Genomic DNA, 25040 nt, shown 5'->3' with positions numbered 1-25040 from the left:
CGGGCCGCTGTCGCGGCCGGCGGCGGACGGCGCCCGCCGGGCTCGATTCTGCCACTGCCCGGCCCCGGGGGGCCGGTGGGCGGGGTCGGCCGCGCCGGGGCGGTCGCCGCTCAGGGAGTCCCGTCCTTCATGCCGTGGGCGCCCGGGAGGGTGGGGGTCGGGGTGCGTTCCAGCTCGTGGCTGAGCTCCTCCAGCTCGCTGCCGCCCGCCATCTGCCGGGTCAGCTCGTCCAGCGTGACGTCGTCCTTGGTGTGGCTGCCGGACATCGCGCCGCGCTTGAGGAGGACGAAGCGGTCGCCGACGAGGTGGGCGTGGTGCGGGTTGTGCGTGATGAGGACCACGCCGAGGCCGGCGTCGCGGGCGGCCGCCACGTACTTGAGGACCACGCCGGACTGCTTGACGCCGAGGGCGGCGGTCGGCTCGTCCAGGACCAGGACCTTCGCGCCGAAGTAGACGGCGCGGGCGATGGCCACGCACTGCCGCTCGCCGCCGGACAGGGTGCCGATGGGCTGGTCGACGTCGCGGAGGTCGATGCCCATGCGCAGCAGTTCGGTCCGGGTCGTCTCGCGCATCCCGCGGACGTCGAGACGCTTGAAGGGGCCGAAGCCGACCGTGGGCTCGGAGCCGAGGAAGAAGTTCCGCCAGACCGGCATCAGCGGGACGACGGCGAGGTCCTGGTAGACCGTGGCGATGCCCCGGTCCAGGGCGTCGCGCGGGTTGGCGAGGGTGGTCTCCTCCCCCTCGATCAGGAAGCGTCCGGCGTCGTGCCGGTGCAGCCCCGCGATGATCTTGATGAGGGTGGACTTGCCGGCGCCGTTGTCGCCGAGGACGCAGGTGATCTCGCCCGCGTGGACCTCCAGCGAGACGTGTTCCAGGGCTTTGATGTTCCCGTAGAACTTGCTGACGTCGTCCAGCTCGACCAGTGGTCCGGCGGTCGCTCCCTCGGGCGTTCCCGCGGTCTCTTCAGGGGTGGCCGTCATGACGTCGCCTCCGCGCGCTTGCGCACCCACGCGTTGAGCAGGGTGGCCAGGAGCAGCATCGCTCCCAGGAAGAATTTGAACCAGTCCGGGTTCCACTCGGCGTACACGATGCCCTTGCTGGTCATGCCGAAGATGAAGGCGCCGACGGCCGAGCCGATCGCGGAGCCGTAGCCGCCGGTGATCAGGCAGCCGCCGATGACGGCGGCGATGATGTACGTCAGCTCGTTGCCGACGCCCTCGCCGGACTGGACGACGTCGTAGCTGAACAGCAGGTGCTGTCCGGAGACCCAGGCGGCGAAGGCGACGCCCAGGTAGAGCCCGATCTTGGTGCGGACGACCGGGACACCGACCGCGCGGGCCGCGTCGGCCTCACCGCCGACGGCGAAGATCCAGTTGCCGAAGCGGGTACGCAGGAGGATCCAGGTGGCGATGCCGACGAGCGCCGCCCACCACAGGATCGTCACCTTGAACTCCACGCCGCCGAGGGTCAGCGTCGAGGCGAACAGCGCGCGGGCCGAGTCGAAGCCCTCCATGTCGCCGATGGCCTTGGTGGAGACGGTTCCGCTGATGAGCTTGGTGAAGCCGAGGTTCAGACCGGTCAGCATCAGGAACGTGCCGAGCGTGATGATGAAGCTCGGCAGTTTGGTGCGGGTCAGCATGAAGCCGTTGAACGCGCCGATGGCGAGCGTGACCAGCAGCGACACGAGGACGCCGACCCAGACGTTGGCCGTCATCTGGTAGCTGAACATCGAGGAGATCAGCGCGGAGCTGGTCACCATGACCCCGGCGGACAGGTCGAACTCGCCGCCGATCATCAGCAGCGCGACCGGTGCGGCCATGATGCCGAGGACGGAGGCCGCGTACAGCACGGTGCCGAGGCTGGAGGCCTGGAGGAAGCTGTCGGCGACGATCGCGAAGAACAGGAAGACCGCCGCCGCGCCGACGACCGAGCCGAGCTCGGGGCGGCCGAGGAGCCTGCGCAGCGGTGAGGTGCGGACGAGGCGCTCGTCCGGCCGGTCGGGGGCGGCGGTGGCGCCGCTCATCGGGTTCCCCGCTTGGTGTAGTCGGCCAGGGCGTCGGCGTCGTCCTTGGTGATGATCTGGGGTCCGGTGAGGACGGGCAGACCGCCGCCGAGGACGTTGCGGTTGTAGCGGTAGAGCCAGAGCAGGTCGACGGCCTCGTAGCCCTGGAGGTAGGGCTGCTGGTCGACGGCGAAGCCGAGCTTGTCGCTCTGGAGGCCGGTGGCGACCTTCGCGTTGAGGTCGAAGGTGTCGATCTCGGCCTTGCTGCCGGCCGTCTGCTTGGCCTGGACGGCCGCGTCGGCGAAGGGGGCCCCGAGGGTGACGACCGCGTCGATGCTCTTGTCGGACTGGAGCTTGGCCTCGATGGACGCCGTGACGTCGGGCATGTTGGTGCCGTCGACGTAGAGGTTCTGCATCGTGCCGTCGAAGGTCTTCTTCGCCCCGGCGCAGCGCTGCTCGTGGCCCACGTTGCCCTGCTCGTGCAGGACGCACAGGGCCTTCTTGCGGTCCCGGCTGTTCAGCTCGTCGCCGACGGCCTCACCGGCGATCGACTCGTCCTGCCCGATGTGGGTCAGGGCGCCGAACTCCTTCGACTCCGCGGAGCCCGAGTTCACGGTGACGACCGGGATGCCCGCCTCGACGGCCTTGGCGACGACGGCCTTCATCGCGTCCGGCTTGGCCAGCGAGACGATCAGCCCGTCGACCTTCTTGTCGATCGCGGTCTGGACGAGCTGGGCCTGCTGGTTGGCCTCGTCGTTGTGCGAGTAGAGGAAGTTGATGTTGTCCTTGAGGGCCGCCTGCTCGGCGCCCTTCTGGACGATGTCCCAGAAGGTGTCGCCGTCGCCCGAGTGGGTGACCATGGCAAAGGTCCAGCGCGGTGTGTTCACCGCGGCCCGTCCCTCGGCCGCGGCGGCCGCACGCTCCTCGGCGCGCTTGCCGCCGGTGCTGCTGCATCCCGTGAGGGAGGCGCCCAGCACCACTGCCAGCACGGCGCCCATCGCGCGTACCCCTGTCCGAACCCTTGCCACGACGCCGTGCCCTTCTACCGCTGCTCGCTGTGCTGCTTGACGGGGCCGGGGAGTGTACGGCCCCGGCCCGGCTGCCCAAGTATCCCCGAGCCCCGCCCGCTCCCGCCCGGCAGGGCCGGTGGGGCGCGTCCTTCGGTGCAGGGAGTTCTAGTCGCACAGCATGTCCACGTCAACCAGGTGTCCGGACCTACCGCCGCGGCGGTCCCCTCCGACCGCCTCCTCCGGACGCGGGCCGGGCAGGTCTCCGGACTCCCGGGGACGGGCTCAGGCGCGGACCAGCAGCTGGAACTCGAACGCGTACCGCTCCGCCCGGTAGACGTGCGAGCCGAACTCGACCGCCCGACCGGAGTCGTCGTACGTCGTGCGCTCCATCGTCAGCAGCGGCGCGCCCACGGGCTCCGCCAGCGCCCGCGCCTGCCGGTCGTCCGCGGCGCGCGCTCCGACGCTCTGGCGGGCACTGTGCAGCGTGACGCCGGAAGCCCGCATCAGCCGGTAGAGGCCGGTCGCCTCCAGCTCCTCGGTGACCAGGGGCAGCAGCCCCGGGGGCAGGTGGTTGCGCAGGAGCGCCATCGGTTCGCCGTGGGCGCTGCGCAGCCGTTCGACGAGGTGGACCTCGCTGCCCTCGGCGACGCCGAGTGCGGCGGCGACCTCCGCGGTGGCCGGTTCCGTCGTGTTGCGCAGGACGCTGGTGGCGGGGCGCTGGCCGGCCGCCTCCAGGTCGTCGTAGAGCGAGCTGAGCTCCAGCGGACGGCGGACCTTGCTGTGGACGACCTGGGTGCCGACTCCCCTGCGGCGGACCATGAGGCCCTTGTCGACGAGCGACTGGATGGCCTGGCGGACGGTCGGCCGGGACAGGCCGAGGCGGGCGGCGAGGTCGATCTCGTTCCCGAGCAGGGCGCCGGGGGCCAGCCGGCCCTGCTCCACGGCGGCCTCCAGCTGCTGTGCCAGCTGGAAGTAGAGCGGCACCGGGCTGGTGCGGTCCACGCTCAGCGGCAGCGGCCGGTCGGTTCCATGTGCGGTCACGGGGCGAGCGTAGTTCGCTTGTCCGGACAAAGCCATGGCGCACCGGGGCGGGGAGAGGCCGATCGACGCGGGGGCCATTTGTCAGGACAAACGCTTGACATGACGACCGGGCGAACGTCACCTTGGGGCCCATGCGCATCGGACTGATCGGTACGGGACGGATCGGCGCCTTCCATGCGGAGGTGCTGAGCCGTCACCCCGCCGTGGACGCCCTGTCGCTGGCGGACGCGGACCCGGAGCGAGCGGCCGCGGTCGCGGCGCGGACGGGGGCGACGGCCGTCCCGGTGGACGGCCTGTTCGCCGGGGAGGGCGCGGCCGGGGGCCCGCCCGACGCCGTGGTGATCTGCTCGGCGACCTCGGCCCATGCCGGGCTCATCGCCCGGGCCGCCCGGGCCGGGCTGCCCGTCTTCTGCGAGAAGCCGATCGCCCTGGACCTGCCGGGCACCCTCGCCGCGCTCGCGGAGGTCGAGGCGGCGGGCAGCGTGCTCCAGCTCGGCTTCATGCGGCGCTTCGACGCCGGGTACGCCGAGGCGAGGACCGCCGTACGGGAGGGGAGGCTCGGCCGGCTGCACACCGTGCGCGCGGTCACCTCCGACCCGGCCCCGCCGCCCGCCGCCTACCTCCCGCTCTCGGGCGGGCTGTACCGCGACTGCCTGGTCCACGACTTCGACATCCTGCGCTGGGTGACGGGCCGCGAGGTGGGCGAGGTGTACGCCACCGGCTCGGACGCCGGACCCGCGATGTTCCGGGAGGCCGGGGACGTGGACACGGCCGCGGCCCTGCTCACCCTCGACGACGGGACGCTCGCCACCGCCACCGCGACCCGGTGCAACGGCGCCGGCTACGACGTACGGATAGAGCTGGCCGGCGAGCTGGACCAGATCGCCGTCGGCCTGACCGACCGTACGCCGCTGACCTCGGCCGAGCCCGGTGGTCCCGGCGCACCGGCGAAGCCCTGGCCGGGGTTCCTGGAACGGTTCGCCCCGGCGTACGAGGCGGAGCTGGACGCGTTCCTGCGGGTGGCCCGGGGCGAGCTGCCCAATCCGTGCGACGGGCGGGAGGCCCTGCACGCCCTGCGCATCGCCGAGGCGTGCGAGGTCTCCCGCCGCGAACGACGGCCGGTGGCGATGGAGGAGGTCCCCGGCGGCTGAGCCCGGCCCCGGGCCTGCCGCTACCAGCCGACCGGGAGGCTCAGCGGCCCCCGCATGAGGATCCCGGTGCGCCAGGGCAGCGTCGCCGGGTCGGCGGCCGACCGCAGCTCCGGGCAGCGCTCCAGCAACGACCGGATGGCGATCCTGGCCTCGATGCGCGCCAGCGGAGCGCCCAGGCAGTAGTGGATGCCGTGCCCGAAGGCGATGTGGCCCCGGGCGTCGCGGGTGATGTCGAAGCGGGATCCGTCGGGATAGCGCGCGGGGTCCCGGTTGGCGTCCGACATGGCGACGAGAACGAGCTCGCCGCCGCCAGGGATCACCGTTCCGCCCACCTCGATCGGGTCGGTCGTGAAGCGGTAGGTGGGGGTCTCCACCGGCCCCTCGAAGCGCAGGATCTCCTCGACCGCGTTGTCGATCAGTGTGAAGTCGGCTCTCAGGGCCGCCAGTTGGTCGGGGTGGGCGAGGAGGTTGTGCACGCCGTTGGTGATGAGGTTGACGGTGGTCTCATGACCGGCGACCAGCAACAGCCATGCCATGCCGATGAGTTCGTCGCCGGAGAGGCGGTCGCCGTCCTCGTCGGAGGTGTGGATCAGCGCGCTCAGCAGGTCCTCGCCCGGCCTCTCCCGCTTGTCGGCGAGCAGTCCCGCGATGTACGCGGTCATCGCCTGCGTGGAGGAGGCGCGCAGGGACGGATCGACGGAGGAGACCGCCTGGCCGGACCACGTGCGGAACGCCTCGCGGTCCAGGGAGGGGACGCCGAGCAGCTCGCAGATGACCGCCATGGGCAGCGGGAAGGACAGCGCCTCGACCAGGTCCGCCGTACGGTCCGGGGCCGCGAGCATCGCGTCCAGCAGCCCGTCGGTCATCTCCTGCACCCGCGGGGCCAGTTGCTCCATACGGCGCGGGGTGAACTCCCGGGCCACCAGCTTGCGCATCCGGGTGTGGTCGGGGGCGTCGGAGCCGAGCATCGAGGAGCCCGCGGACACCTTGCTGACGCCGAGCGACGGCGAGGCCCGGCTCCAGTGCTTGGAGAGCCTCTGGTCGGCGAGGAGGGCGCGGCCCTGCTCGTAGCCGACGACGAGCCAGGCTTCCGCGCCCTCGGGGATCCGCACCCGGTGGACCGGGCCCTTCGCCCGCAGGGCCGCGTAGGCGGGGTAGGGGTCACGGGTGAACTGCTCGCCGAGCGCGGCGAGATCGACCAGGGGTTCGGTGGTCAACACGGTTCCCTTCGAGGAGATGCGCGGTGCGCGAGGAGCGGCGGGACGTGGAGCGGGGCGGGACCGGGCCTCACCAGCGCACCGGCAGGCCCCGCGCTCCGCGCATCAGCAGACCGGGCAGCCAGTCCAGCTCGCCGCCGGACGGGTCGCGGGCGAGGCCGGGGAAGCGTTCCAGCAGGGCGCCGATCGCGATGCGGGCCTCCATCCGGGCGAGCGGCGCGCCCAGGCAGTAGTGCACGCCGTGGCCGAAGCCCAGGTGGCCCTGGGGCTCGCGCCGGATGTCGAAGGTGTCCGGATCCCGGAAGCGGAGGGGATCGCGGTCGGCGGAGGCCAGGGCGACGAGGACCGGCTCGTCGACGTGTATCTCGGTGTCGCCGATCGTCAGCGTCTCCCGGGCGAAGCGGAAGGTCGCGGTCTCCACGGGTCCGTCGTAGCGCAGCATCTCCTCGACCGCGTTGTCGAGCAGCCCGGGGTCGGCGCGCAGCAGGGCGAGCTGGTCGGGGTGGTCGAGCAGGGCGCGGACGCCGTTGGCGATCAGATTGACCGTGGTCTCATGACCGGCGACCAGTAACAGGAAGGCCATGCCCACCAGTTCGGCGGAGGAGAGTCCCTCGCCGTCCGCCTCCCCGGTCCGGATCAGCCCGCTCAGCAGGTCGTCGCCGGGCGAACGGCGTTTGTTCTCGATGAGTCCGTCGAGGTAGGCGCCCATCGCCCCGGCCGGGTCGGCGCCCCGCTGCTCCGGGGTGGGGGTGACGATGCCGTTGGAGAGTGCCCGGAAGGCGTCCCGGTCGATGTCCGGGACGCCGAGGAGTTCGCAGATCACGGTCATCGGCAGCGGGAAGGCGAGCGCGTCCACCAGGTCCGCGGAGCCCCTGGGCGCCATGGCGTCGAGCAGTTCGCCGGTGATCTCGGTGACGCGCGGGCGCAGCGCCTCGATCCGGCGGGCGGTGAACTCGCGGCTGACGAGCCGTCGCAGCCGGGTGTGGTGCGGGGCGTCCAGCTCCAGCATGTTGGCGCTGAGCGCGGCCTCGGATTCGGTCCAGAGTCCGGTGTGGCGCCAGTCCTTGCCGAGCCGTTGGTCGGCGAGAGCGGCGCGGGCCTCCGCGTGACCGACGACCAGCCAGACCCGCTGCTCCATCTCCTCGGTGCGCACGGCGTGCACCGGCCCCTCGGCCCGCAGCTTGGCGTAGTACGGATAGGGGTTCGTGGTGAAGTCCGGCAGGTCGCGCAGGTCGAGCACAGCCATGGTGGTCAGCCCCTCTTCCGGTCCGGTCCGCTCCGCTCAGGGTAGGCCGCCCCCGTCCTCCCCGTCCGTGTCGAGGAGTCCCGCGTCGTGGACCAACAGCGCGATCTGGACACGGTTGTTCAGTTCGAGTTTGGCGAGGATCCGGGAGACGTGGGCCTTGACCGTCGCGACGCTGAGGTAGAGGGAGCCCGCGATCTCCGCGTTGGAGGCGCCGCGCCCGACGGCGACGGCGACGTCCCGCTCCCGCTCGGCGAGCCCGCCGAAGCGCCTGCGTGCGCGGTCGGCGCGGCCCGCGCGGTCGTCGTGTCCGGCGCCCGCGGCGCGCGCCATCAACTGGCGGGTGACGGCGGGCGAGAGCACCGGGTCGCCGGCGGCGACGCGGCGGACCGAGTCGACGATCAGGGCCGGCGGGGTGTCTTTCAGGACGAATCCGGCCGCCCCGGCCCGGATGGCCCGCAGGACCTGTTCGTCCGCGTGGAACGTGGTGAGGACGATGACCTCGGGGGCCCCGGGCCGGCGGCGGAGTCGCTCGGTCGCGGTCAGTCCGTCCATGACGGGCATGCGGATGTCCATCAGGACGACGTCCGGGCGCAGTCGTGCGACCAGTCCCTCGACCTCGTCTCCGTCCGTGCCCTCTCCCACGATGTCGATGCTCGCGTCGCCGCCGAGCATCAGGGTCAGTCCGGCCCGGACCAGCGGGTCGTCGTCGACGATCAGCAGCCGGACGGGCGGGGGCGTGGGTGACGCCGGGGGTGTCGGGGACGCCGGGGTGTTCATGACGGCCACCGTAGCCAGCCGGTGCGCGGGCCCCGTACGGCGGGCGACGCGGTGCCGGTCCGTCCCGCGGGCGTCACGGGGGCGCTCCTTCCCACGGGCGTCACGGGGCCGGTCCCGGTCCTCCGGCCGGGGCCCGCGCCGCCTCCGGGCTTCACGCGGCGGGCCACGGCAGACGGGCCCGGACCAGGAAGCCGCCGGCCTCCGTCGGGCCGTGCTCCAGCCCGCCGCCGGCGAGCGTGGCCCGTTCGGTGAGGCCGATGAGCCCCTGGCCCGACCCGGGGACCCGCTCGAAGGGTTCGGTGGGGGCGGGGTTCTCCACCTCGATGGTGAGTCCCTCGCCGGGGCCGCCCGTCACGGTGAGGGAGATCTCGGTGCCGGGCGCGTGCTTGCGGGCGTTGGTCAGGCACTCCTGGGCGATCCGGTAGACCGTGCGGCCGGTGGCGGCGGGGGCGTCCCGTGGTTCGGCGACCCGGTTGTGGACGACGACCTTCATACCCGCGAGCCGGGACTCGGCGATGAGGGCGTCCAGGGTGGCGAGGGTGGGCTGCGGCCGCTCGCCCTCGTCGGTGTCGCCGGGCCCGCGCAGGACGCCGATGATCTCGCGCAGGTCCTGGAGGGCCTCGTGGGCGCTGTCCCGGATGACGCCCGCGGCGCGGCCGACCTCGGCGGCGGGGGCGTCCGGCCGGAATTCGAGGGCCCCGGCGTGCACGCTGAGCAGGGTCAGCCGGTGGGCCAGGACGTCGTGCATCTCGCGGGCGATGGCCTCCCGGGCCAGGCGCTGGGCCTGTTCGGCGCGCAGCGCCGCCTCGGCCTCGGCGCGGCGGGCCCGTTCGCGGAGGGAGAGGACGAGCTGGCGCCGGGAGCGCACCACCATGCCCCAGCTGAGGACCAGCAGAATGATCAGGACCCCGAAGACGACCGAGGCGAGGAAGCTCGTCGCGGGGTCGGGGCGCAGGAGGGGTTGCAGGGGAGCCGCGAGGAGCGCGCCCGCGCCGACGATCGCCACGGGCTTGAAGGGGCGGTGCACGGCCAGACTGAACAGGGCCACCATCAACGCCCCGGCCGCCACGGGTTCGACGATGCAGACGACGGTCAGCGTGGCGGCGAGCCCCACGGGCCAGCGCCTTCGGAGCCAGAGCGCGCAGCAGGCCGCCGCACCGATCACCGAGTCGACCAGGACGAACACGTCCGCCGTGGTGTCGTCGGCGTCGATCGCGGCGAGCGCCAGCAGGCCGATGCCCGCGGCACAGAGGAAGGCCGTGATGTCGACCGCCCAGTCCCGCACGGTGCGCCGCGTCCGGTGCCGGTCGCCGGGCAGCTCGGGATCGGCCATGGCCGAGGGGAGCAGCCAGCGGTACTCGGTGCGCGTCATATCGACAAAGTTACGCAGCCGGGCGGCCGGGAGAGGCCCAGCGCGGCGAGGGAGCGACCAAAGTAGCGGGACCGGCTACTTTCGGCGCGGCGGACAGGACCGGTGGCCGACGCGGCGGGTGCGGGGCGGGCGGGAGGCTCGGCCCATGAAGAGAAGCGTCGAGACGGTCGGGTTCCTCGTTTTCGCCCAGGGCGCCGGCGGGCTGCTGTACGAGTGGACGGGATGGTTCCGGCTGTGGACGGTGGTGCGGCGGATCGACTTCCTCGCCGACCGGGGGCTGTTCGTCAACATCGTGCTGATCGTGGCGGGGGCGGCCGTGATGATCGCCGCAGACTCGATCAAGGCCTGACGCCGGTGCCGGTGCCGGGTCGCGCGCCGATCGAGCCCCGCCGACGCCGACCACGTCCCGACGCGGGCGGTCACTCCCTGACGGCGCCGCGCCGGCCCCACGCGGTGCCCGCCAGGACGAGGACCGCCCCGGCCGCGCCGAGCAGTCCGAGCCGTTCCCCGCCGAGGCTGATCCCGACGGCGGCGGCCCACAGCGGTTCCGTACCGAGCAGCAGGCTGACCCGGGACGGCGAGGTGCGGCGTACGGACCACATCTGCACGAAGAACGCGAACAGGGTGCAGAACACCGAGAGGAAGACCAGGCCCGCCCACGCGCGGACGCCGAAGTCGGCCGCCGCGCTCCACGGCGACGCGCCGGTGCCGGGGGCGGCGGCGAGCACGGCGAAGACGGCGACCGCCGCCCCGAGCTGGACGGTGGTGAGGGAGAGCGAGTCGGCGTCCCGGACGGCCTTGATCCGGGCCATGGCCAGCACGTGGACGGTCCGGGCGAGGGCGGCGAGGAGCATCAGGAGGTCGCCGCCCGAGGGGCTCGTGAACCCGCCGCCCTGGGTCAGCAGGACCACGCCGGCCACGGAGAGCCCCGCCGCCGCGACGAATCCGGCGGACGGGCGCACGCGGGTCACGGCGGCCTCGGCCAGCGGCGTGAAGATCATGGTGAGGCTGATGATCAGCCCGGCGTTGGTGGCGGAGGTGTGCACCACCCCGTACGTCTCCAGCAGGAAGATCCCGCTCAGCACCAGGCCCAGCAGCCCGGCGCCCCGCCACTGCGCGCCGGTCAGCGCCCGCAGCCTGCGCCATCCGATCGCCACGAGCACCGGCAGCACGATCGCGAAGCGCAGGACCAGGACGGCGACGACCGTGTGGGCGGTGGTGATGCCCTTGGCCGCGAGGTAGCTGGCGCCCCAGACGACGGCGACCGCCAGCACGGGCAGATCGGTGGCCCAGGCGCGGCGCGGGGGTGCGAGGGCGGGCACGGCGGCAGCGGACACCTGGGGCTCCTGGATCTCCACGGAACGTGTTGTGGAGACCTCACCGGCTCGCACGCGGAGCGATCACGCTATCCGTCGCGCCCCTGGAAAAGGAACACCTGTCTCAGCGCTCGGATCATTCCGGGGTGTCACCCGTGGTCAGCGGCGGTCGAGCCGTCCGGCCGGACGACGGAGGGTCCCCCGGCTGCGCCGCCGCTCCCTAGACTGACGCCTCGATAACTCTGAGGCACGGAGTGGTCACATGACGTCGTTGAGAGCGGACGGGCGGGTCGAGCGGGGGAACCAGACCCGGCAGTTGATCCTGGGACGGGCGGTGCAGATCGCCTCGGTCGAAGGGCTGGAGGGCCTGTCGCTGGGGCGGCTGGCCACCGAGCTCGGGCTGAGCAAGAGCGGGGTGTTCGCCCTCTTCGGCTCGAAGGAGGGACTCCAGCTGGCCACCGTGCGGGGGGCCGTGGCCATATACGTCGACCACGTCCTGCGCCCCACCCGGTCGGTGCCTCCGGGACTCGGACGGGTCTGGCGGCTGTGCGAGGCGTGGATCGCGTACTCCCGCGAACGGGTGTTCCGGGGCGGTTGCTTCTTCTACGCCGCCACGGCCGAGTTCGACGCCCGCGGCGGCAGGGTGCACGACGCCCTGGCGTCCGCGCAGACCGGCTGGGTCACCTTCGTGGAGCAGACGATCGACGATGCCAGGTCCGCCGGGGAGCTGGCCGGGGACACCGACGTGTGCCAGCTGGCCTTCGAGGTGATCGCCCTGCTGGAGCTGGCCAACGCCGAGTCGGTGCTCCAGAACAACAACCTCGGCTACGAGAAGGCGGCGCGGGCCATCCTCGTCCGGCTGCGGGCCGCGGCGACGGATCCCGCGCTGCTGCCCGCACGGTAGGCGGCCGGGGCTGCCGGACCCCGCCGCCGTGGGCGTCCGATACCCGCCGGTGCCCGGGCTCCGGTGCGCGTTTGCTGGGGGATGCCGTCGGAGCGACGGCGTCCCCCAGCGAAGGAACCGGCCATGTCCAGCACCCTGTCCGCCACCGCCCCCGCCCCCGTCACCACCGGCCGAACGACCCGGGCCGCCCTGGTCACCGGGGGCAGCAGGGGCATCGGCGCCGCGATCGCGCTGCGCCTGGCCCAGGACGGCGCGGACGTCGCCGTCACCTATGTACGGGACGAGGCGGCGGCCCGTGCGGTCGTCGCGAGGATCGAGGGCTTCGGCCGCCGGGGGGTCGCCCTGCGCGCCGACGCGGCGGACGCCGACGCGGGCGCCGACGCGGTGCACCGGGCGGCTGAAGCACTCGGCCGGCTCGACATCCTGGTCAACAACGCGGGCATCGGCGTGCTCGGACCGATCTCCGGGCTCGCCGGGCCGGACGTGGACCGGACGCTGGCCGTGAACGTGCGGGCGGTCTTCCTCGCCTGCCGGGCGGCGGCGGAGCGGCTGGCCGACGGTGGCCGGATCGTCTCCGTGGGCTCCGCCCTGACCCGGTACACGGGCGGGCCCGGCTCCACCCTCTACGGGCTCAGCAAGTCCGCCCTGGTCGGGCTGACCAAGCCGCTCGCCCGGGAGCTGGGGCCGCGCGGCATCACGGTGAACGTGATCCAGCCGGGGGCGGTGGACACCGATCTCAACCCGGCGGACGGGCCGTTGGCCGAGGGCCAGCGCGCGGCGAACGCGCTGGGCCGTTTCGGCACGTCGGAGGAGATCGCCTCGCTCGTCGCGTATCTCGTGAGTGCCGAGGCGGGGTTCATCACGGGCACGGAGCTCGTCGCGGACGGGGGCCACGCGGCCTGAGCGGTCACCCGGCCGCTCCCCCGACCAGCCGCCGGCCGGCCCGTCCCGCTCCCCCGTCGGCCCCGTCCGGCTGCCCCCGCCCCGGTCACGCCCCTACGCTGGCCGGGACGGGGGCAGCGACGGGAAGGACGGGACCAGCACATGTCCGGCACACCGGTTCAGGCGCTCAACGACGGCACGCGGCTCCCCGCGGTGGGGCTCGGCACCTACCCGCTGGACGACGCGGCGGCCGAGGAGGCCGTCGCCGGGGCCCTGGGGCTCGGCTACCGGCTGGTCGACACGGCCCTCAACTACGGCAACGAGACCGGCACGGGCCGGGGCATCGCCCGCAGCGGGGTCCCGCGCGAGGACGTCCGCCTCACCACGAAGGTGCCCGGACGGCACCACGGGTACGAGCAGACCCTCGCCTCGTTCGAGGAGTCGCGGGCCCGCCTGGGCGTCGAGTACGTCGACCTCTACCTGATCCACTGGCCCCTCCCCCGCCTCGACCTGTACGTGGACACCTGGAAGGCCATGATCCGGCTCCGCGAGGACGGTCTCGTCCGCTCCATCGGCGTCTCCAACTTCACCGCAGCGCAGTTGGAGCGGCTGGAGCGGGAGACGGGCGTGCTGCCCTCGGTGAACCAGATCGAGATGCACCCGCTCCTTCCGCAGGAGGAGTTGCGTGCGGTGCACGCGGCCAAGGGCATCGTCACGGAGAGCTGGAGTCCGCTGGCCCGGGGCCGCGAGGTGCTGGAGGATCCCTCGACCGTGGCGATCGCCGAGGACCACGGGGTGAGCCCCGGGCAGGTGGTGCTGCGCTGGCACACCCAGCTGGGCGCGGTCCCGATCCCGAAGTCGGCGGACCCGGGCCGGCAGCGCGAGAACCTCGATCTGTTCGGGTTCGAGCTGACGGCGCGGGAGCTGACGACGATCGCGTCCGGGCGGCAGCGGCGGTTCGGCGGCGACCCGGAGTCCCACGAGGAGTTCTAGGGAGTGTCCGGCGGATCCGGCCGGTCAGCGGTCGCGCGGGGTGACCTCCGCCATCCGGGACCAGCCGGTGCCCTCCACCTCGACGTTGATGATCTCCGGGACCTCGGCCACCAGCTCCGACATCGTCTCGATCGCCGCCTTGAAGTGGGCGGAGTTCACGTGCGCCTCCCCCGCCGCCGCGTCGGCGAAGGCCTCCAGCAGGACGAACTCGTTGGGGTTCTCCACGCTGTGGGACCAGTCGAAGAAGACGTTGCCGGGTTCACCGCGGGTGGCGAGGGTGAAGTCCTCCAGCCGGGGGAGCCAGTTGTCCCGCTCGGCGGCGAGGGCGGTGAACTTGACGGCGATGAAGATCATGGGGGCTCCTGGTCGAGGGGTCGGACCGTGCGGCTCGCCGGCCGTCCGGCCCCGCTCACCGCACCCCGACCAGGGTGACACACCCGCACGTAACGGGACCGGCCGGGCGCACCGCGATCCCCCTGCGACCGCGGTGCGCCCGGTGCCGGGCGTGTGCGGGGGGTCAGCCGCCCAGCTCCCGGTGACGGGCCGCCAGGGCCCGGGCGCCGTCGTCGGTGAGCGATCCGAACAGCCGGAGCCGGGAGATGCCGCCGTCCGGGTAGATGTCGATCCGTACCCGGGTGGCCAGGACGGTCCCGTCGAGCACGAAGCGGTGGTTGGTGTCGGGCTGGAGCCGGGTCCGGGGCAGGGCTTCGGTCCACTCGCCGTCCTCGCCGTCGCGTACGGAGAGGCTCGCCCAGCCGGCCGCGTTTCCCTTGAGGTAGGCGGTGTCGATCTCGACGGCCCGGATCCCGGACCGGGCGGCGAGACGGTAGCTGATCCAGTCGTTGCCCCGGTCGCGCCGGCGGCGGGTCTCCCAGCCGTCGTCCATCTTCCGCGAGCGGCCGGGCTGGATGGTGTTGGTGGCCGGGGAGTAGAAGCGGTCGGAGGCGTCCTCGACCCGGCCGCCGTTCTCCAGGGCCGCGAGGTCGAACGTACCGAGCGCGCCGAGCCAGGCGGGGTCGGGGGCGACCTCTCCGTACACGCGCAGCCGGGCGATCCCGCCGTCCGGGTGCTGGTTGACCCGCAGGTGGGTGAAGCGCTGCTCGGCGTCGACGGCGAACCCGTTGGCCGCGTGGCCGCCGACCGCCGTACGGGGGACGAGCGTCGTCCACTTCACGTCGGGGGCGAGGAGCTCCTCGGGGGACGGGGAGCCGGGCAGCGCGACCGCATCGACGGAGACCGCCTGCGGGTAGTTGCCGCGGAAGTGGGCGGTGTCCAGGACGATGCCCCGGACGACGCCGGGCGCGCCGAGCCGGACGAGGGCCCAGTCGTGGTCGTCTGCGGTGGGGTGCGGTTCGGCGGCGCTGACGCCCCGTCGGCGGCGGGTCTCCCAGCCGTCCATGACCTTGCCCTTGTGCCCGAAGTGCTCCGGGTCGAAGACGGCGGGCCCGGGCTTGAGGAGGTTCTCGCGCTCGGCGAAGAACTCGTCGTTGGCGGCGATGACCCCCGCCCCGAGACGGCGGTCGGCCAGATCGACGAGGTGGGTGAAGGGGAAGTCGGCGGTGCGGTGGTCGGCGTACGGGTCGCCGCCCGCGTAGGGGCTTGCGTCGCCGGTGAAGCGCGGTATCGCGGCGTCCGTCATGGTCGGGGCGTTCCTTTCGGGGGCGTTCGGGGAGCGTTCGGGGAGCGGACCGGTGGGCTCGTCGGTGGTCGCGTACGGGAGGAGCGGCCGGTGGGCCGGGTCAGCGGTCGCGTTCGAGGAGGCGGCCGGTGGGCTCGGCGAGTTCACCGTCGGCGGCGATGCGGACGCCGCGCAGCCAGCTGGAGCGCACCACGCCGTGCAGGGTCTTCCCGGCGTAGGCGGTGACCTGGTTGCGGTGGAACAGCTCGGCGGGGTCGACGGTGAAGGTCGCTTCGGGGGCGAGGACCGCGAAGTCGGCGTCGCGTCCCGCCTCGATGGCGCCCTTGCGGGTCAGTCCGGCCAGCGCGGCGGGGGCGGCGGACATCCAGCGGGCGACGTCGTCGAGGGAGTGGCCGCGCCTGCGGGCCTCGGTCCAGATGGCGGGCAGGCCCAGCTGGAGGGAGGAGATGCCGCCCCAGGCGGAGGCGAAGTCCGGGGTCTTCAGGTCGGTGGTGCACGGGGAGTGGTCGCTGACGATGCAGTCGATGGTGCCGTCGGCGAGTCCGGCCCAGAGCGCGTCCTGGTTGGCGGCCTCGCGGATCGGCGGGCAGCACTTGAACTCCGTCGCCCCGTCCGGCACCTCCTCGGCGGTGAGGGTGAGGAAGTGCGGGCAGGACTCGACGGTGACACGGACGCCCTCGCGCTTCGCGGCGGCGATCAGCGGCAGGGCGTCGCTGGACGAGAGGTGCAGGACGTGGACGCGGGCGTTCAGCCGCTTGGCGTGGGCGATGAGCCCCTCGATCGCGGTGTTCTCGGCGTCGCGCGGCCGGGAGGCGAGGAAGTCCGCGTAGGCGGGCCCGGGGCGCTGCGGGGCCTCCGCCAGGTGGTGCGGGTCCTCGGCGTGCACGATGAGCAGCCCGCCGAAACCGGCGATCTCCGCCATGGAGCGGGCCAGCTGCTCTTGGTCCAGCTCGGGGAACTCCTCGACGCCGGAGGGCGACAGGAAGCACTTGAAGCCGAAGACCCCGGCCTCGTACAGCGGGCGCAGGTCCTTGACGTTGGACGGGATCGCCCCGCCCCAGAAGCCGGTGTCGACGTGCGCCTTGGGGGCCGCGACCCCCTGCTTGACCCGCAGGTGCTCGACGGTGGTGGTCGGCGGGAGGGAGTTGAGGGGCATGTCCAGGAGTGTGGTGATCCCGCCCGCCGCCGCCGCGCGGGTGGCGGTCCAGAAGCCTTCCCAAGCGGTGCGGCCGGGGTCGTTCACGTGGACGTGGGTGTCGACCAGTCCGGGCAGCAGGACGTCGTCGCCGAAGCCCTCCAGGCGGGCGCCCGCGGGCACCCGGGTGTCGTACGGCAGGACCGCGTCGATCGTCCCGCCCGCGACGGCGACCGCCGCCGGGCGGGTCCCCTCGGGGGTGACGACGCGCGTCGAGCGCAGTATCAGGTTCACGTCCGGACCGGACACCTGTGCTCCTTCACTCCAGCAATGACCACAACGGGAATTCAACGAACTGTTGAAACTTCCGATGGAGTCTTCACTCGGGAATCGCCCCCGTCAAGACCCCACACTCCGCCACGGGGACCCGCCGGGCCACCCTTGAGACCCGACTGGAGGTTTCCACAAAGTAAAAGTCAAATTTCGAAGTGTGGAACGTAGCATGGGCCAGGAAGGGCGGCGCCGAGCCGTCCGCACCGACCGTCGGCACCCGGACAAAACAGCCCCTGACCGGCACGGACGCCGACCGGGGAGCAGTGGGCCGATCGGGAACCGCCCGGTAGGCTGCTGCCTTGCCTTCCGCTTCGAAAGGACCGTTGACGTGCCGCCGTCCCACGCCAGCACAGCCGACTCCAAGCCCTCCGGTTCCAGCGGTGGGGTGCAGTCCCTTGAGCGCGCCTTCGATCTGCTGGAGCGAATGGCCGACGCCGGGGGCGAGGTCGGGCTGAGCGAGCTCTCCGCGAGCAGCGGGCTGCCCCTGCCGACCATCCACCGGCTGATGCGCACGCTGGTCGGCTGCGGATACGTGCGCCAGCAGCCCAACCGCCGCTACGCGCTGGGACCCCGGCTGATCCGGCTCGGCGAGTCCGCCTCCCGGCTGCTGGGCACCTGGGCGCGCCCCTACCTCAGCCGGCTGGTGGAGGAGACCGGCGAGACGGCGAACATGGCGCTGCTGGACGGGGACGAGATCGTGTACGTCGCCCAGGTGCCGTCCAAGCACTCCATGCGGATGTTCACCGAGGTCGGCCGGCGGGTCCTGCCGCACTCCACCGGCGTGGGCAAGGCGCTCCTCGCGCACACCCCCGCCGACGAGGTCCGCGCGCTCCTGGCCCGTACCGGCATGCCGGCCGCCACGGAGAAGACCATCACCACCCCGGAGGGCTTCCTGGACGCCCTGGAGACGGTGCGCCGCGCCGGGTACGCGGTGGACGACAACGAGCAGGAGATCGGGGTGCGCTGCCTCGCGGTCTCCGTGCCGAACTCCCCCACCTCGGCCGCGATCTCCATCTCCGGCCCGGCGGGGCGGGTGACGGAGGCGGCGACGGAGCGGATCGTGCCGATCCTCCAGCAGGTCGCGGGCGAGCTGTCCGACGCGCTGGCGAGCAACGGCACGACCAGCGGCTGAGACGAGCGGCGGCGGGGCCCGTTCCCGGGACCCCGCTCACTCCCCCGCCGCTTCCCCGGCCCCGCCGCCCGGCGTCCTCAGACGCCGGCCGGGACGGTCAGCCGCCCGTCGTCCATGGTCGCCGTGCGGTCCATCCGCTCCAGGTGCGCCAGGTCGTGGGTGACCAGCACCGTGGCCGTGGCCCGCTCCCGGGTCAGGGTGACCAGCAGGTCGAGCACGGCGGCGCCGCGCTCGTGGTCGAGCGCGCTGGTCGGCTCGTCGACGAGCAGGACCGCCGGATCGTTCATCAGAGCGCGCGCGATGTTGATCCGCTGGCGCTGCCCGCCGGAGAGCTGGTGCGGCCGCCGGTCGGCGCGGTCGGCCAGACCGACCGCCTCCAGCAGCTCCAGCGCCCGGCGGCGGGCGCCGCGGGCGGTCCCCCCGGACAGGTGGCGCATCACCTGGAGCTGTTCGGCGGCGGTCAGCGAGGGCAGCAGGTTGGGCTGCTGGAAGACGATCCCGATGTGCTCCCGGCGCAGCACCGCCCGCCCGGCCCGGCCGAGGCCGGCCGTCGGCGTCCCGGCCACCACCACCTCGCCGGAGTCCGGGGTGACCAGCGTGGCGGCGGCCGCGAGGAGGCTCGACTTGCCCGAGCCGGAGGGCCCGACGACCGCGGTGAGCGTGCCCGGGGGGACGTCCAGCGAGACCCGGTCCAGGGCGGTGAGGCGCCCCTCGCCGTCCGGGTAGGTGAGGGTGACGTCGGTCAGGGTGAGTGTCATCGGGCACTCCCGAGTGCGGTGAGCGGGTCGACGGCGGTGATCCGCCGGATGGACAGGGCGGCGCCGAGCGCGCCGAGGGCGATCAGCACGGCGGCCGGGACGAGAACGGTCGACGCGTCCAGGACGAACGGCACGGCTCCCCCGCCGATCAGGGCTCCGGCCCCGGCGGCGAGGGCGGTGCCCGCTCCCGTACCGAGGGCGAGCATCACCACGGCCTGCCCCAGCGCGTCGCGCAGGAGGTAGGGGGTCGAGGCGCCGAGCGCCTTCAGCACGGCGACGTCGCCGCTGCGCTGGATCGTCCAGACGGTGAAGAACGCGCCGATGACGAGGGCGGAGATGGCGAAGAGGAAGCCGCGCATCAGTTGCAGCGAACCGTTCTCCGCCTGGTAGGAGCCGATGGCCGTGAGGGAGTCGTCCAGCGTGAGCGTGCTGGTGCCCGCCGCCGCGTCTCCCGCCGCGAGGTCGACGCCTCCGGTGGTGGTCAGGGCGATCACGGTCGCCTGTTCGACGGGGCCGGCTCCGTCGTGGCCGATCCGCTGCCAGTCGTCGAGCGAGGTCCAGACGACGGGGGTGTGACTGTACGACGCGTCCGTCGCGACGGCCGCGATCTCGTGCTCGGTCCCGCCGAGCGCGATGCCGTCGCCCGCCGAGGCACCGAGCTCCTCGGCCGCCTTCTCGGAGAGCACGACCCGCCCGGGGCCGATCCCCTCCGGTCCGAGGGTGCCGTCCGGTTCGACGCCGAAGGCCGAGATGGCGGCACTCCGTTCACCCGCGGCGGTGGCGTTCAGGGTCCGGATGCCGAGCGGCTGCGCGGCCTCGACCCCCGCCCGTCGGGCCCAGGCCCGCCAGTCGTCCTCCCGGACGGTCGAGTCGGTGAACGACTCCGCCTGCCCTTCGGGGGGCGCGGCGAAGGCCAGGTGGTCGGCGTCCAGACCGGTGACGGCCGAGATGTTCTCCCGGGCCAGTCCGGCGGTCAGACCGGACAGCAGGCCCACGAGCAGCGTGATCAGCACCACGACCGAGCCCATGAGCGCGAACCGGCCCCTGGCGAAGCGAAGGTCTCTCCATGCGACGAACATGGCTCCAGCGTCGTGCGGCCCGGGCGGGAAAACATCGCGCGGCGGACGGGCCCGGGATCAACCTTTCGATTGACCGGGTCCGGGGCGGCCGCGGCTACGCTGGACGCACCATGGATTCGCGTTCGCACACCCACGTCACGGCAGCTCTGCGGCTCTGTCTGCACGCCCTGCTGACGGGGCTGCTGGCCCTGGTGGTCGTCCGCACGGCGAGCCAGGACGCGTCGCACACCGCCGCCGTCGTGGGGGTGGCGGTGCTGATGGCGGCCGTGTACGCGGCGGGGCCGCTCGCCTCCTCCGTACAGCCGGGAAACCGGGCGGGGGCCGTGTGGCTGGCGGGGCTCGGCGCCCTGTGGGCCCCGCTGCTGGTCCTGTCGCCGGACGCCCTGTGGGTGGCCTTCCCGCTCTACTTCCTCCAGCTCCACATCCTGCCGATGCGGTGGGCGCTGCCCGCCGTCGTGGTCACCGCGGCCGCCGCGATCACCAGCTTCGTCGTGCACCGGCAGGCGATCGAGCCCGGCGCGTTCATCGGACCGCTGATCGGCGCGGCGGTCGCGGTCGCCACCGTCCTCGGGTACGACGCGCTCTTCCGGGAGAGCGAACGGCGGCGCGAACTGATCGTGGAGCTGGTCGCCACCCGTGCCGACCTGGCCGAGGCGGAACGTACGGCCGGAACCCTCGCCGAGCGCGAGCGCCTCGCCCGGGAGATCCACGACACGCTGGCCCAGGGCCTGTCCAGCATCCAGCTGCTGTTGCGTGCCGCCGAGCGGTCGCTGCCCGAGGAGGCCCCCGCCGCCGCGCATGTGCGGGCCGCCCGCGAGGCCGCGCAGGCGAATCTCGCCGAGGCCCGTTCGTTCGTCCGGGCGCTGACACCGCCGGACCTGGAGCACGGTTCGCCGGCCGCCGCGCTGGAGCGGCTCTGCGCCCGCACGACCGGACCGGAGCTGACCGTGCGGTTCACAGTGAGCGGGACCCCGGTGGAGCTGCCGACGCCGTACGGGGTGGCGCTGCTGCGGACCGCGCAGTCGGCGCTGGCCAACACGGTGCGCCATGCACGGGCCGGACGGGCGGAGATCACCCTGAGCTTCATGGACACCTCGGTGGCCCTGGACGTCGTGGACGACGGGCAGGGTTTTGACCCGTCGGGGACCCCGGTCCACGAGCGCGGCGACGGCGGCTTCGGGCTGCCGGCCATGCGGGCGCGCGCCGGGTCGCTCGGCGGTGCGCTGAGCGTGGAGTCGGCGCCCGGACAGGGCACGGCGGTGGCGCTCACGCTGCCGCTGCCCGTGCCGGAAGCGGGGCGTGCGGCGTGAACGGGAGCGGGGACGTGATCCGGCTGCTGCTGGCGGACGACCATCCGGTCGTCCGGGCGGGGCTGCGCGCGGTCCTGGACACCGAGCCGGACTTCCGGGTCGCCGGTGAGGCGGCCACCGCGGAGGAGGCCGTCGCCCTGGCGGCGGCGGGCGGCTTCGACGTGGTTCTGATGGACCTCCAGTTCGGCGCGGGTCTGCACGGCTCGGAGGCCACGGCGACGATCACCGCCGCACCGGACGGCCCCCGGGTCCTCATCCTCACCACCTACGACTCCGACGCGGACATCCTGGCCGCGGTCGAGGCGGGGGCGAGCGGCTATCTGCTCAAGGACGCGCCGCCGCAGGAGCTGGCGGCGGCGGTGCGCACGGCGGCGGCGGGCCGCTCCGCGCTGGCACCGTCGGTGGCGCACCGGCTGATGGACCGGATGCGGACGCCGGCCGAGGCGCTGACCCGGCGGGAGCTGGAGGTGCTCCAGCTGGTCGGGGAGGGCCTGTCGAACCTGCGGATCAGCAAGCGGCTGTTCCTCAGCCAGGCGACGGTGAAGTCCCATCTGGTGCACATCTACGCCAAGCTGGGCGTCGACTCCCGTACGTCGGCGGTGGCGGCGGCCACGGCCCGCAGGCTCATCCGCCGCTGAGTCCGGGCTCGCGGGCGCTCGGTCAGCGGCGCGGGGGCTCCCCGAAGAGGTCGACCGCGTTGCGCACCTCGCGCAGGGCGGCGGCGACCGCGCTCACCGAGCCGATGGCTCCCGCGATCAGCAGCAGGGAGCGGCGCATGCGGGGGATCTCCGGCACGCCGCTGACGGCCATCGCGTCCAGGGCGGCCAGCTCGTCCTCGGCGATCGGCCGGTCGGGGAATTCCGCCCGGAGCCCGGCCAGTTCGCGGCGGAGCCGGGAGACGGCCATCCGCAGCTCGGCCACCCTCGGGTCCTCGTCGCTGCCGGTCAGCCGCTTCTGCCCCACGCTTCGCAACACAGCACTCCCCCTCGCACGTCCGTGTGCCGGTGTGACCCCCGAACCCGGGCTGTGGCCAAGTCCCCGGGTGTGAGCGCAAGTTAACGCCATGACAGGCAGTGCGCGCCAGCCCACGGAAAGAAATCAGGGTTACCCCTGAGGGTGACATGCGTGTCGCGTGTGCGAAGGGCTCGGTGGTATCCAGGCCCCATGGTTACGGACACGCCTTCGGGCACGGTTACGGAGAGGACCGCGGACATGGCTTCCGCCGCGAAGAACCCCGAGGTCGCGGGGGTACTGCTGGCCGCCGGAGGAGGCCGTCGGCTCGGCGGCCGTCCGAAGGCCCTGCTGGAACACCGGGGCCGCCCGCTCGTCGAGCACGCGGTGCGCTCGCTGCGCGACGGCGGCTGCGGGCCGCTGCACGTGGTGCTGGGCGCCGCGGCGGACGAGGTGCGGGCCCGCGCGGATCTCACGGGCTGCACCGTGGCGGTGAACCCGGACTGGGAGGAGGGCATGGGTTCCTCGCTCCGGCTGGGCCTGGCCGCCCTGGGCGCGGGGGACACGGACGCGGCGCTCGTCCTGCTGGTCGATCAGCCCGGGATCGGGGCGGAGGCCGTGGCGCGGGTGCGTCTCGCGTACCGCTCGCGGGCGAGTCTGGCGGCGGCCTCGTACGGCGGGGAGCGGGGCCATCCGGTGCTGTTCGGGGCGGACCGGTGGGCGGACATCGCGGCGGGGGCGGTGGGCGACCGGGGCGCGCGGGCGTATCTGCGGGAGCACCGCGACGCGATCACGCTCGTGGAGTGTTCGGATGTGGCCGAGGCGTACGACATCGACACCTCGCGGGACCTGAGGCACCTGGAGTGATCCGGGCGGCCGGCCTCGCGGTCGCGCACCGTCCGTGGCCGCACTGGCACGCAGCGCCGTCAGCGGGCCGTTTCTGTCGACCCGGAGAATCTCGACATCAACAAACCATTGAACTTCCACCATGAGGAAACTACTATCCACTGGTCAGAAGCCCTCTGAACCTCAGACGGCACCCACGGCCGTATCTCGGAGCCATGGCACGCCGTGCCGTCTCAGGCGACCCGGCGGCCATGAGACGCCGCCGCCCGCTGAAGGAGTGACAGCTCATGTCCGCACCAGCGCCGTCCACGCTGGCCATCGTCGATGCCGAGCCCCTGCCCCGGCAGGAAGAGGTCCTGACCGACGCGGCCCTCGCGTTCGTGGCCGAACTGCACCGGCAGTTCACTCCGCGCCGCAATGAGCTGCTCGCCCGGCGCGGTGAGCGCCGCGCCGAGATCGCCCGCACCTCCACGCTGGACTTCCTGCCCGAGACGGCGGCGGTCCGCGCGGACACCTCCTGGAAGGTCGCGCCCGCCCCGGCGGCGCTGAACGACCGCCGGGTGGAGATCACCGGTCCGACCGACCGCAAGATGACCATCAACGCCCTGAACTCGGGCGCGAAGGTCTGGCTCGCCGACTTCGAGGACGCGTCCGCCCCCACCTGGGAGAACGTCGTCCTCGGCCAGCTCAACCTGACCGACGCCTACGAGCGCCGCATCGACTTCACCGACCCGAAGTCCGGCAAGTCGTACGCGCTGAAGTCCGCCGACGAACTCGCCACCGTCGTCATGCGCCCGCGCGGCTGGCACCTGGAGGAGCGCCACCTCCAGCTGGACGGCGTCTCCGTGCCCGGCGCGCTCGTCGACTTCGGCCTCTACTTCTTCCACAACGCCCAGCGCCTGATCGACCTCGGCAAGGGCCCGTACTTCTACCTGCCGAAGACGGAGTCGCACCTGGAGGCCCGCCTCTGGAACGACGTGTTCGTCTTCGCCCAGGACTACGTCGGCATCCCGCAGGGCACGGTCCGCGCGACCGTCCTGATCGAGACGATCACCGCCGCGTACGAGATGGAGGAGATCCTCTACGAGCTGCGCGACCACGCGGCCGGGCTGAACGCGGGCCGCTGGGACTACCTCTTCTCCATCGTCAAGAACTTCCGTGACGGCGGGTCGAAGTTCGTCCTGCCGGACCGCAACGCGGTGACGATGACCGCCCCGTTCATGCGGGCGTACACCGAACTCCTGGTCCGCACCTGCCACAAGCGCGGCGCGCACGCGATCGGCGGCATGGCGGCCTTCATCCCCTCGCGCCGCGACGCCGAGGTCAACAAGGTGGCCTTCGAGAAGGTCAAGGCCGACAAGGACCGCGAGGCCAACGACGGCTTCGACGGTTCCTGGGTCGCCCACCCCGACCTGGTCCCGATCGCCCTGGCCTCCTTCGACGCGGTCCTCGGCGAGAAGCCCAACCAGAAGGACCGCCTCCGCGAGGACGTCTCGGTGGCGCCGGGCGACCTCATCGCCATCGACACCCTCGACGCGAGCCCGACCTACGACGGCCTGCGCAACGCCGTCGCGGTCGGCATCCGCTACATCGAGGCCTGGCTGCGCGGCCTGGGCGCGGTCGCCATCTTCAACCTGATGGAGGACGCCGCCACCGCGGAGATCTCCCGCTCGCAGATCTGGCAGTGGATCAACGCGGGCGTGGTCTTCGAGAACGGCGAGCACGCCACGGCCGACCTGGCCCGCAAGGTCGCCGCCGAGGAGCTGGCCGCGATCCGCGAGGAGATCGGCGAGGAGACCTTCACCGCCGGCAAGTGGCAGCAGGCCCACGACCTCCTGCTCCAGGTCTCCCTGGACCAGGACTACGCGGACTTCCTGACGCTGCCGGCGTACGAGCAGCTGCGCTGACCCGTCCCGCCACGACCGACGCGAACCGCCCCCGGCACC

General features: G+C 73.1%; 25 protein-coding genes. 10 read left to right on the top strand and 15 right to left on the bottom strand.

The genetic code is table 11. The features are described 5' to 3' along the window. Positions 1–110: 110 nt before the first annotated feature. The 4 genes from DTB53_RS11250 to DTB53_RS11235 all read right to left on the bottom strand — a co-directional run bounded on the left by DTB53_RS11250 (position 111) and on the right by DTB53_RS11235 (position 4053). Positions 111–980 (bottom strand): ATP-binding cassette domain-containing protein, encoded by an 870-nt coding sequence (locus DTB53_RS11250; protein ID WP_012378422.1) that lies wholly within the window; start codon positions 978–980, stop codon positions 111–113. Continuing rightward, complete coding sequence (locus DTB53_RS11245; protein ID WP_003965310.1) at positions 977–2023, bottom strand: ABC transporter permease; 1047 nt, start codon at positions 2021–2023, stop codon at positions 977–979. The genes DTB53_RS11250 and DTB53_RS11245 overlap by 4 nt, the downstream gene beginning before the upstream one ends. Beyond that, entirely contained in the window at positions 2020–3030 is a 1011-nt protein-coding gene (locus DTB53_RS11240; RefSeq protein ID WP_012378423.1) for a sugar ABC transporter substrate-binding protein, read from the bottom strand. The genes DTB53_RS11245 and DTB53_RS11240 overlap by 4 nt, the downstream gene beginning before the upstream one ends. 264 nt (positions 3031–3294) lie before the next feature. Next, on the bottom strand, positions 3295–4053 hold the full coding sequence (locus DTB53_RS11235) for a GntR family transcriptional regulator (RefSeq protein ID WP_012378424.1): 759 nt from the start codon (positions 4051–4053) through the stop codon (positions 3295–3297). A gap of 131 nt (positions 4054–4184) precedes the next feature. Here DTB53_RS11235 and DTB53_RS11230 point away from each other — a divergent pair, with 131 nt between their 5' ends. Beyond that, the gene (locus tag DTB53_RS11230) at positions 4185–5204 is read left to right on the top strand and encodes a Gfo/Idh/MocA family protein (protein ID WP_012378425.1); all 1020 of its coding nucleotides are present in this window, start codon (positions 4185–4187) and stop codon (positions 5202–5204) included. A gap of 20 nt (positions 5205–5224) precedes the next feature. Here DTB53_RS11230 and DTB53_RS11225 read toward each other — a convergent pair whose 3' ends face one another. From DTB53_RS11225 to DTB53_RS11210, 4 genes are all read right to left on the bottom strand, one after another. Then, the gene (locus DTB53_RS11225) at positions 5225–6421 is read right to left on the bottom strand and encodes a cytochrome P450 family protein (RefSeq protein ID WP_012378426.1); all 1197 of its coding nucleotides are present in this window, start codon (positions 6419–6421) and stop codon (positions 5225–5227) included. Between the two features lie 70 nt (positions 6422–6491). Beyond that, entirely contained in the window at positions 6492–7667 is a 1176-nt protein-coding gene (locus DTB53_RS11220; protein WP_012378427.1) for a cytochrome P450 family protein, read from the bottom strand. Between the two features lie 36 nt (positions 7668–7703). After that, the gene (locus DTB53_RS11215) at positions 7704–8444 is read right to left on the bottom strand and encodes a response regulator transcription factor (protein ID WP_012378428.1); all 741 of its coding nucleotides are present in this window, start codon (positions 8442–8444) and stop codon (positions 7704–7706) included. Positions 8445–8595: 151 nt separating this feature from the next. After that, entirely contained in the window at positions 8596–9816 is a 1221-nt protein-coding gene (locus DTB53_RS11210; RefSeq protein WP_012378429.1) for a sensor histidine kinase, read from the bottom strand. Positions 9817–9961: 145 nt separating this feature from the next. On the opposite strand from DTB53_RS11210, the gene DTB53_RS11205 reads away from it, so the two are divergent. Further along, positions 9962–10165, top strand: coding sequence for a hypothetical protein (locus tag DTB53_RS11205; protein ID WP_012378430.1), 204 nt, complete (start codon positions 9962–9964; stop codon positions 10163–10165). 70 nt (positions 10166–10235) lie between these two features. On the opposite strand, the gene DTB53_RS11200 is transcribed toward DTB53_RS11205, so the two are convergent. Further along, positions 10236–11153, bottom strand: a complete 918-nt coding sequence (locus tag DTB53_RS11200) for a DMT family transporter (RefSeq protein WP_012378431.1) — start codon at positions 11151–11153, stop codon at positions 10236–10238. A 241-nt stretch (positions 11154–11394) separates the two neighbouring features. Between DTB53_RS11200 and DTB53_RS11195 the strand changes: the two genes are divergently transcribed. From DTB53_RS11195 to DTB53_RS11185, 3 genes are all read left to right on the top strand, one after another. Continuing rightward, positions 11395–12036, top strand: a complete 642-nt coding sequence (locus DTB53_RS11195) for a TetR/AcrR family transcriptional regulator (RefSeq protein ID WP_003965320.1) — start codon at positions 11395–11397, stop codon at positions 12034–12036. Between the two features lie 123 nt (positions 12037–12159). Further along, positions 12160–12939, top strand: a complete 780-nt coding sequence (locus DTB53_RS11190) for an SDR family NAD(P)-dependent oxidoreductase (RefSeq protein WP_012378432.1) — start codon at positions 12160–12162, stop codon at positions 12937–12939. 141 nt (positions 12940–13080) lie between these two features. Beyond that, positions 13081–13911: an aldo/keto reductase gene (locus tag DTB53_RS11185; protein ID WP_012378433.1), complete on the top strand. Its 831-nt coding sequence runs from the start codon at positions 13081–13083 to the stop codon at positions 13909–13911. 24 nt (positions 13912–13935) lie between these two features. On the opposite strand, the gene DTB53_RS11180 is transcribed toward DTB53_RS11185, so the two are convergent. From DTB53_RS11180 to allB, 3 genes are all read right to left on the bottom strand, one after another. Beyond that, positions 13936–14265: a putative quinol monooxygenase gene (locus tag DTB53_RS11180; RefSeq protein WP_003965323.1), complete on the bottom strand. Its 330-nt coding sequence runs from the start codon at positions 14263–14265 to the stop codon at positions 13936–13938. A 163-nt stretch (positions 14266–14428) separates the two neighbouring features. Continuing rightward, the gene (gene alc / locus DTB53_RS11175; RefSeq protein WP_003965324.1) at positions 14429–15550 is read right to left on the bottom strand and encodes an allantoicase; all 1122 of its coding nucleotides are present in this window, start codon (positions 15548–15550) and stop codon (positions 14429–14431) included. A gap of 100 nt (positions 15551–15650) precedes the next feature. Further along, positions 15651–16994: an allantoinase AllB gene (gene allB, locus DTB53_RS11170; protein WP_012378434.1), complete on the bottom strand. Its 1344-nt coding sequence runs from the start codon at positions 16992–16994 to the stop codon at positions 15651–15653. Between the two features lie 352 nt (positions 16995–17346). Between allB and DTB53_RS11165 the strand changes: the two genes are divergently transcribed. After that, complete coding sequence (locus tag DTB53_RS11165) at positions 17347–18150, top strand: IclR family transcriptional regulator (RefSeq protein ID WP_003965326.1); 804 nt, start codon at positions 17347–17349, stop codon at positions 18148–18150. A 77-nt stretch (positions 18151–18227) separates the two neighbouring features. On the opposite strand, the gene DTB53_RS11160 is transcribed toward DTB53_RS11165, so the two are convergent. Then, on the bottom strand, positions 18228–18908 hold the full coding sequence (locus DTB53_RS11160) for an ABC transporter ATP-binding protein (RefSeq protein WP_012378435.1): 681 nt from the start codon (positions 18906–18908) through the stop codon (positions 18228–18230). Further along, positions 18905–19987: an ABC transporter permease gene (locus DTB53_RS11155; RefSeq protein WP_012378436.1), complete on the bottom strand. Its 1083-nt coding sequence runs from the start codon at positions 19985–19987 to the stop codon at positions 18905–18907. Before DTB53_RS11155 ends, DTB53_RS11160 begins: the two co-directional genes overlap by 4 nt. A gap of 110 nt (positions 19988–20097) precedes the next feature. On the opposite strand from DTB53_RS11155, the gene DTB53_RS11150 reads away from it, so the two are divergent. Next, complete coding sequence (locus tag DTB53_RS11150; RefSeq protein WP_003965329.1) at positions 20098–21297, top strand: sensor histidine kinase; 1200 nt, start codon at positions 20098–20100, stop codon at positions 21295–21297. Next, positions 21294–21935 carry a response regulator gene (locus tag DTB53_RS11145; protein ID WP_012378437.1) on the top strand — a complete coding sequence of 214 codons (642 nt, stop codon included), beginning with the start codon at positions 21294–21296 and terminating at the stop codon, positions 21933–21935. The genes DTB53_RS11150 and DTB53_RS11145 overlap by 4 nt, the downstream gene beginning before the upstream one ends. A 22-nt stretch (positions 21936–21957) precedes the next feature. Here DTB53_RS11145 and DTB53_RS11140 read toward each other — a convergent pair whose 3' ends face one another. Continuing rightward, complete coding sequence (locus DTB53_RS11140; RefSeq protein WP_063607185.1) at positions 21958–22260, bottom strand: DUF5955 family protein; 303 nt, start codon at positions 22258–22260, stop codon at positions 21958–21960. Between the two features lie 249 nt (positions 22261–22509). Between DTB53_RS11140 and DTB53_RS11135 the strand changes: the two genes are divergently transcribed. Both DTB53_RS11135 and aceB read left to right on the top strand, forming a co-directional pair. After that, on the top strand, positions 22510–23115 hold the full coding sequence (locus tag DTB53_RS11135; RefSeq protein ID WP_012378438.1) for a nucleotidyltransferase family protein: 606 nt from the start codon (positions 22510–22512) through the stop codon (positions 23113–23115). 266 nt (positions 23116–23381) lie between these two features. Continuing rightward, complete coding sequence (gene aceB, locus DTB53_RS11130; protein ID WP_012378439.1) at positions 23382–25001, top strand: malate synthase A; 1620 nt, start codon at positions 23382–23384, stop codon at positions 24999–25001. Positions 25002–25040 lie beyond the last annotated feature (39 nt).

It is taken from the genome of Streptomyces griseus (genome assembly GCF_900460065.1).
GTDB classification, from domain to species: domain Bacteria; phylum Actinomycetota; class Actinomycetes; order Streptomycetales; family Streptomycetaceae; genus Streptomyces; species Streptomyces griseus.
This window is presented reverse-complemented; position numbering and strand designations above follow the sequence as displayed.

Coding starts and splice junctions, on each gene's coding strand:
- DTB53_RS11250 (WP_012378422.1), bottom strand. CDS start 980: ATGACGGCCACCCCTGAAGAGACCGCGGGAACGCCCGAGGGAGCGACC.
- DTB53_RS11245 (WP_003965310.1), bottom strand. CDS start 2,023: ATGAGCGGCGCCACCGCCGCCCCCGACCGGCCGGACGAGCGCCTCGTC.
- DTB53_RS11230 (WP_012378425.1), top strand. CDS start 4,185: ATGCGCATCGGACTGATCGGTACGGGACGGATCGGCGCCTTCCATGCG.
- DTB53_RS11220 (WP_012378427.1), bottom strand. CDS start 7,667: ATGGCTGTGCTCGACCTGCGCGACCTGCCGGACTTCACCACGAACCCC.
- DTB53_RS11215 (WP_012378428.1), bottom strand. CDS start 8,444: ATGAACACCCCGGCGTCCCCGACACCCCCGGCGTCACCCACGCCCCCG.
- DTB53_RS11210 (WP_012378429.1), bottom strand. CDS start 9,816: ATGACGCGCACCGAGTACCGCTGGCTGCTCCCCTCGGCCATGGCCGAT.
- DTB53_RS11205 (WP_012378430.1), top strand. CDS start 9,962: ATGAAGAGAAGCGTCGAGACGGTCGGGTTCCTCGTTTTCGCCCAGGGC.
- DTB53_RS11195 (WP_003965320.1), top strand. CDS start 11,395: ATGACGTCGTTGAGAGCGGACGGGCGGGTCGAGCGGGGGAACCAGACC.
- DTB53_RS11190 (WP_012378432.1), top strand. CDS start 12,160: ATGTCCAGCACCCTGTCCGCCACCGCCCCCGCCCCCGTCACCACCGGC.
- DTB53_RS11185 (WP_012378433.1), top strand. CDS start 13,081: ATGTCCGGCACACCGGTTCAGGCGCTCAACGACGGCACGCGGCTCCCC.
- DTB53_RS11180 (WP_003965323.1), bottom strand. CDS start 14,265: ATGATCTTCATCGCCGTCAAGTTCACCGCCCTCGCCGCCGAGCGGGAC.
- alc (WP_003965324.1), bottom strand. CDS start 15,550: ATGACGGACGCCGCGATACCGCGCTTCACCGGCGACGCAAGCCCCTAC.
- DTB53_RS11160 (WP_012378435.1), bottom strand. CDS start 18,908: ATGACACTCACCCTGACCGACGTCACCCTCACCTACCCGGACGGCGAG.
- DTB53_RS11155 (WP_012378436.1), bottom strand. CDS start 19,987: ATGTTCGTCGCATGGAGAGACCTTCGCTTCGCCAGGGGCCGGTTCGCG.
- DTB53_RS11150 (WP_003965329.1), top strand. CDS start 20,098: ATGGATTCGCGTTCGCACACCCACGTCACGGCAGCTCTGCGGCTCTGT.
- DTB53_RS11135 (WP_012378438.1), top strand. CDS start 22,510: ATGGCTTCCGCCGCGAAGAACCCCGAGGTCGCGGGGGTACTGCTGGCC.
- aceB (WP_012378439.1), top strand. CDS start 23,382: ATGTCCGCACCAGCGCCGTCCACGCTGGCCATCGTCGATGCCGAGCCC.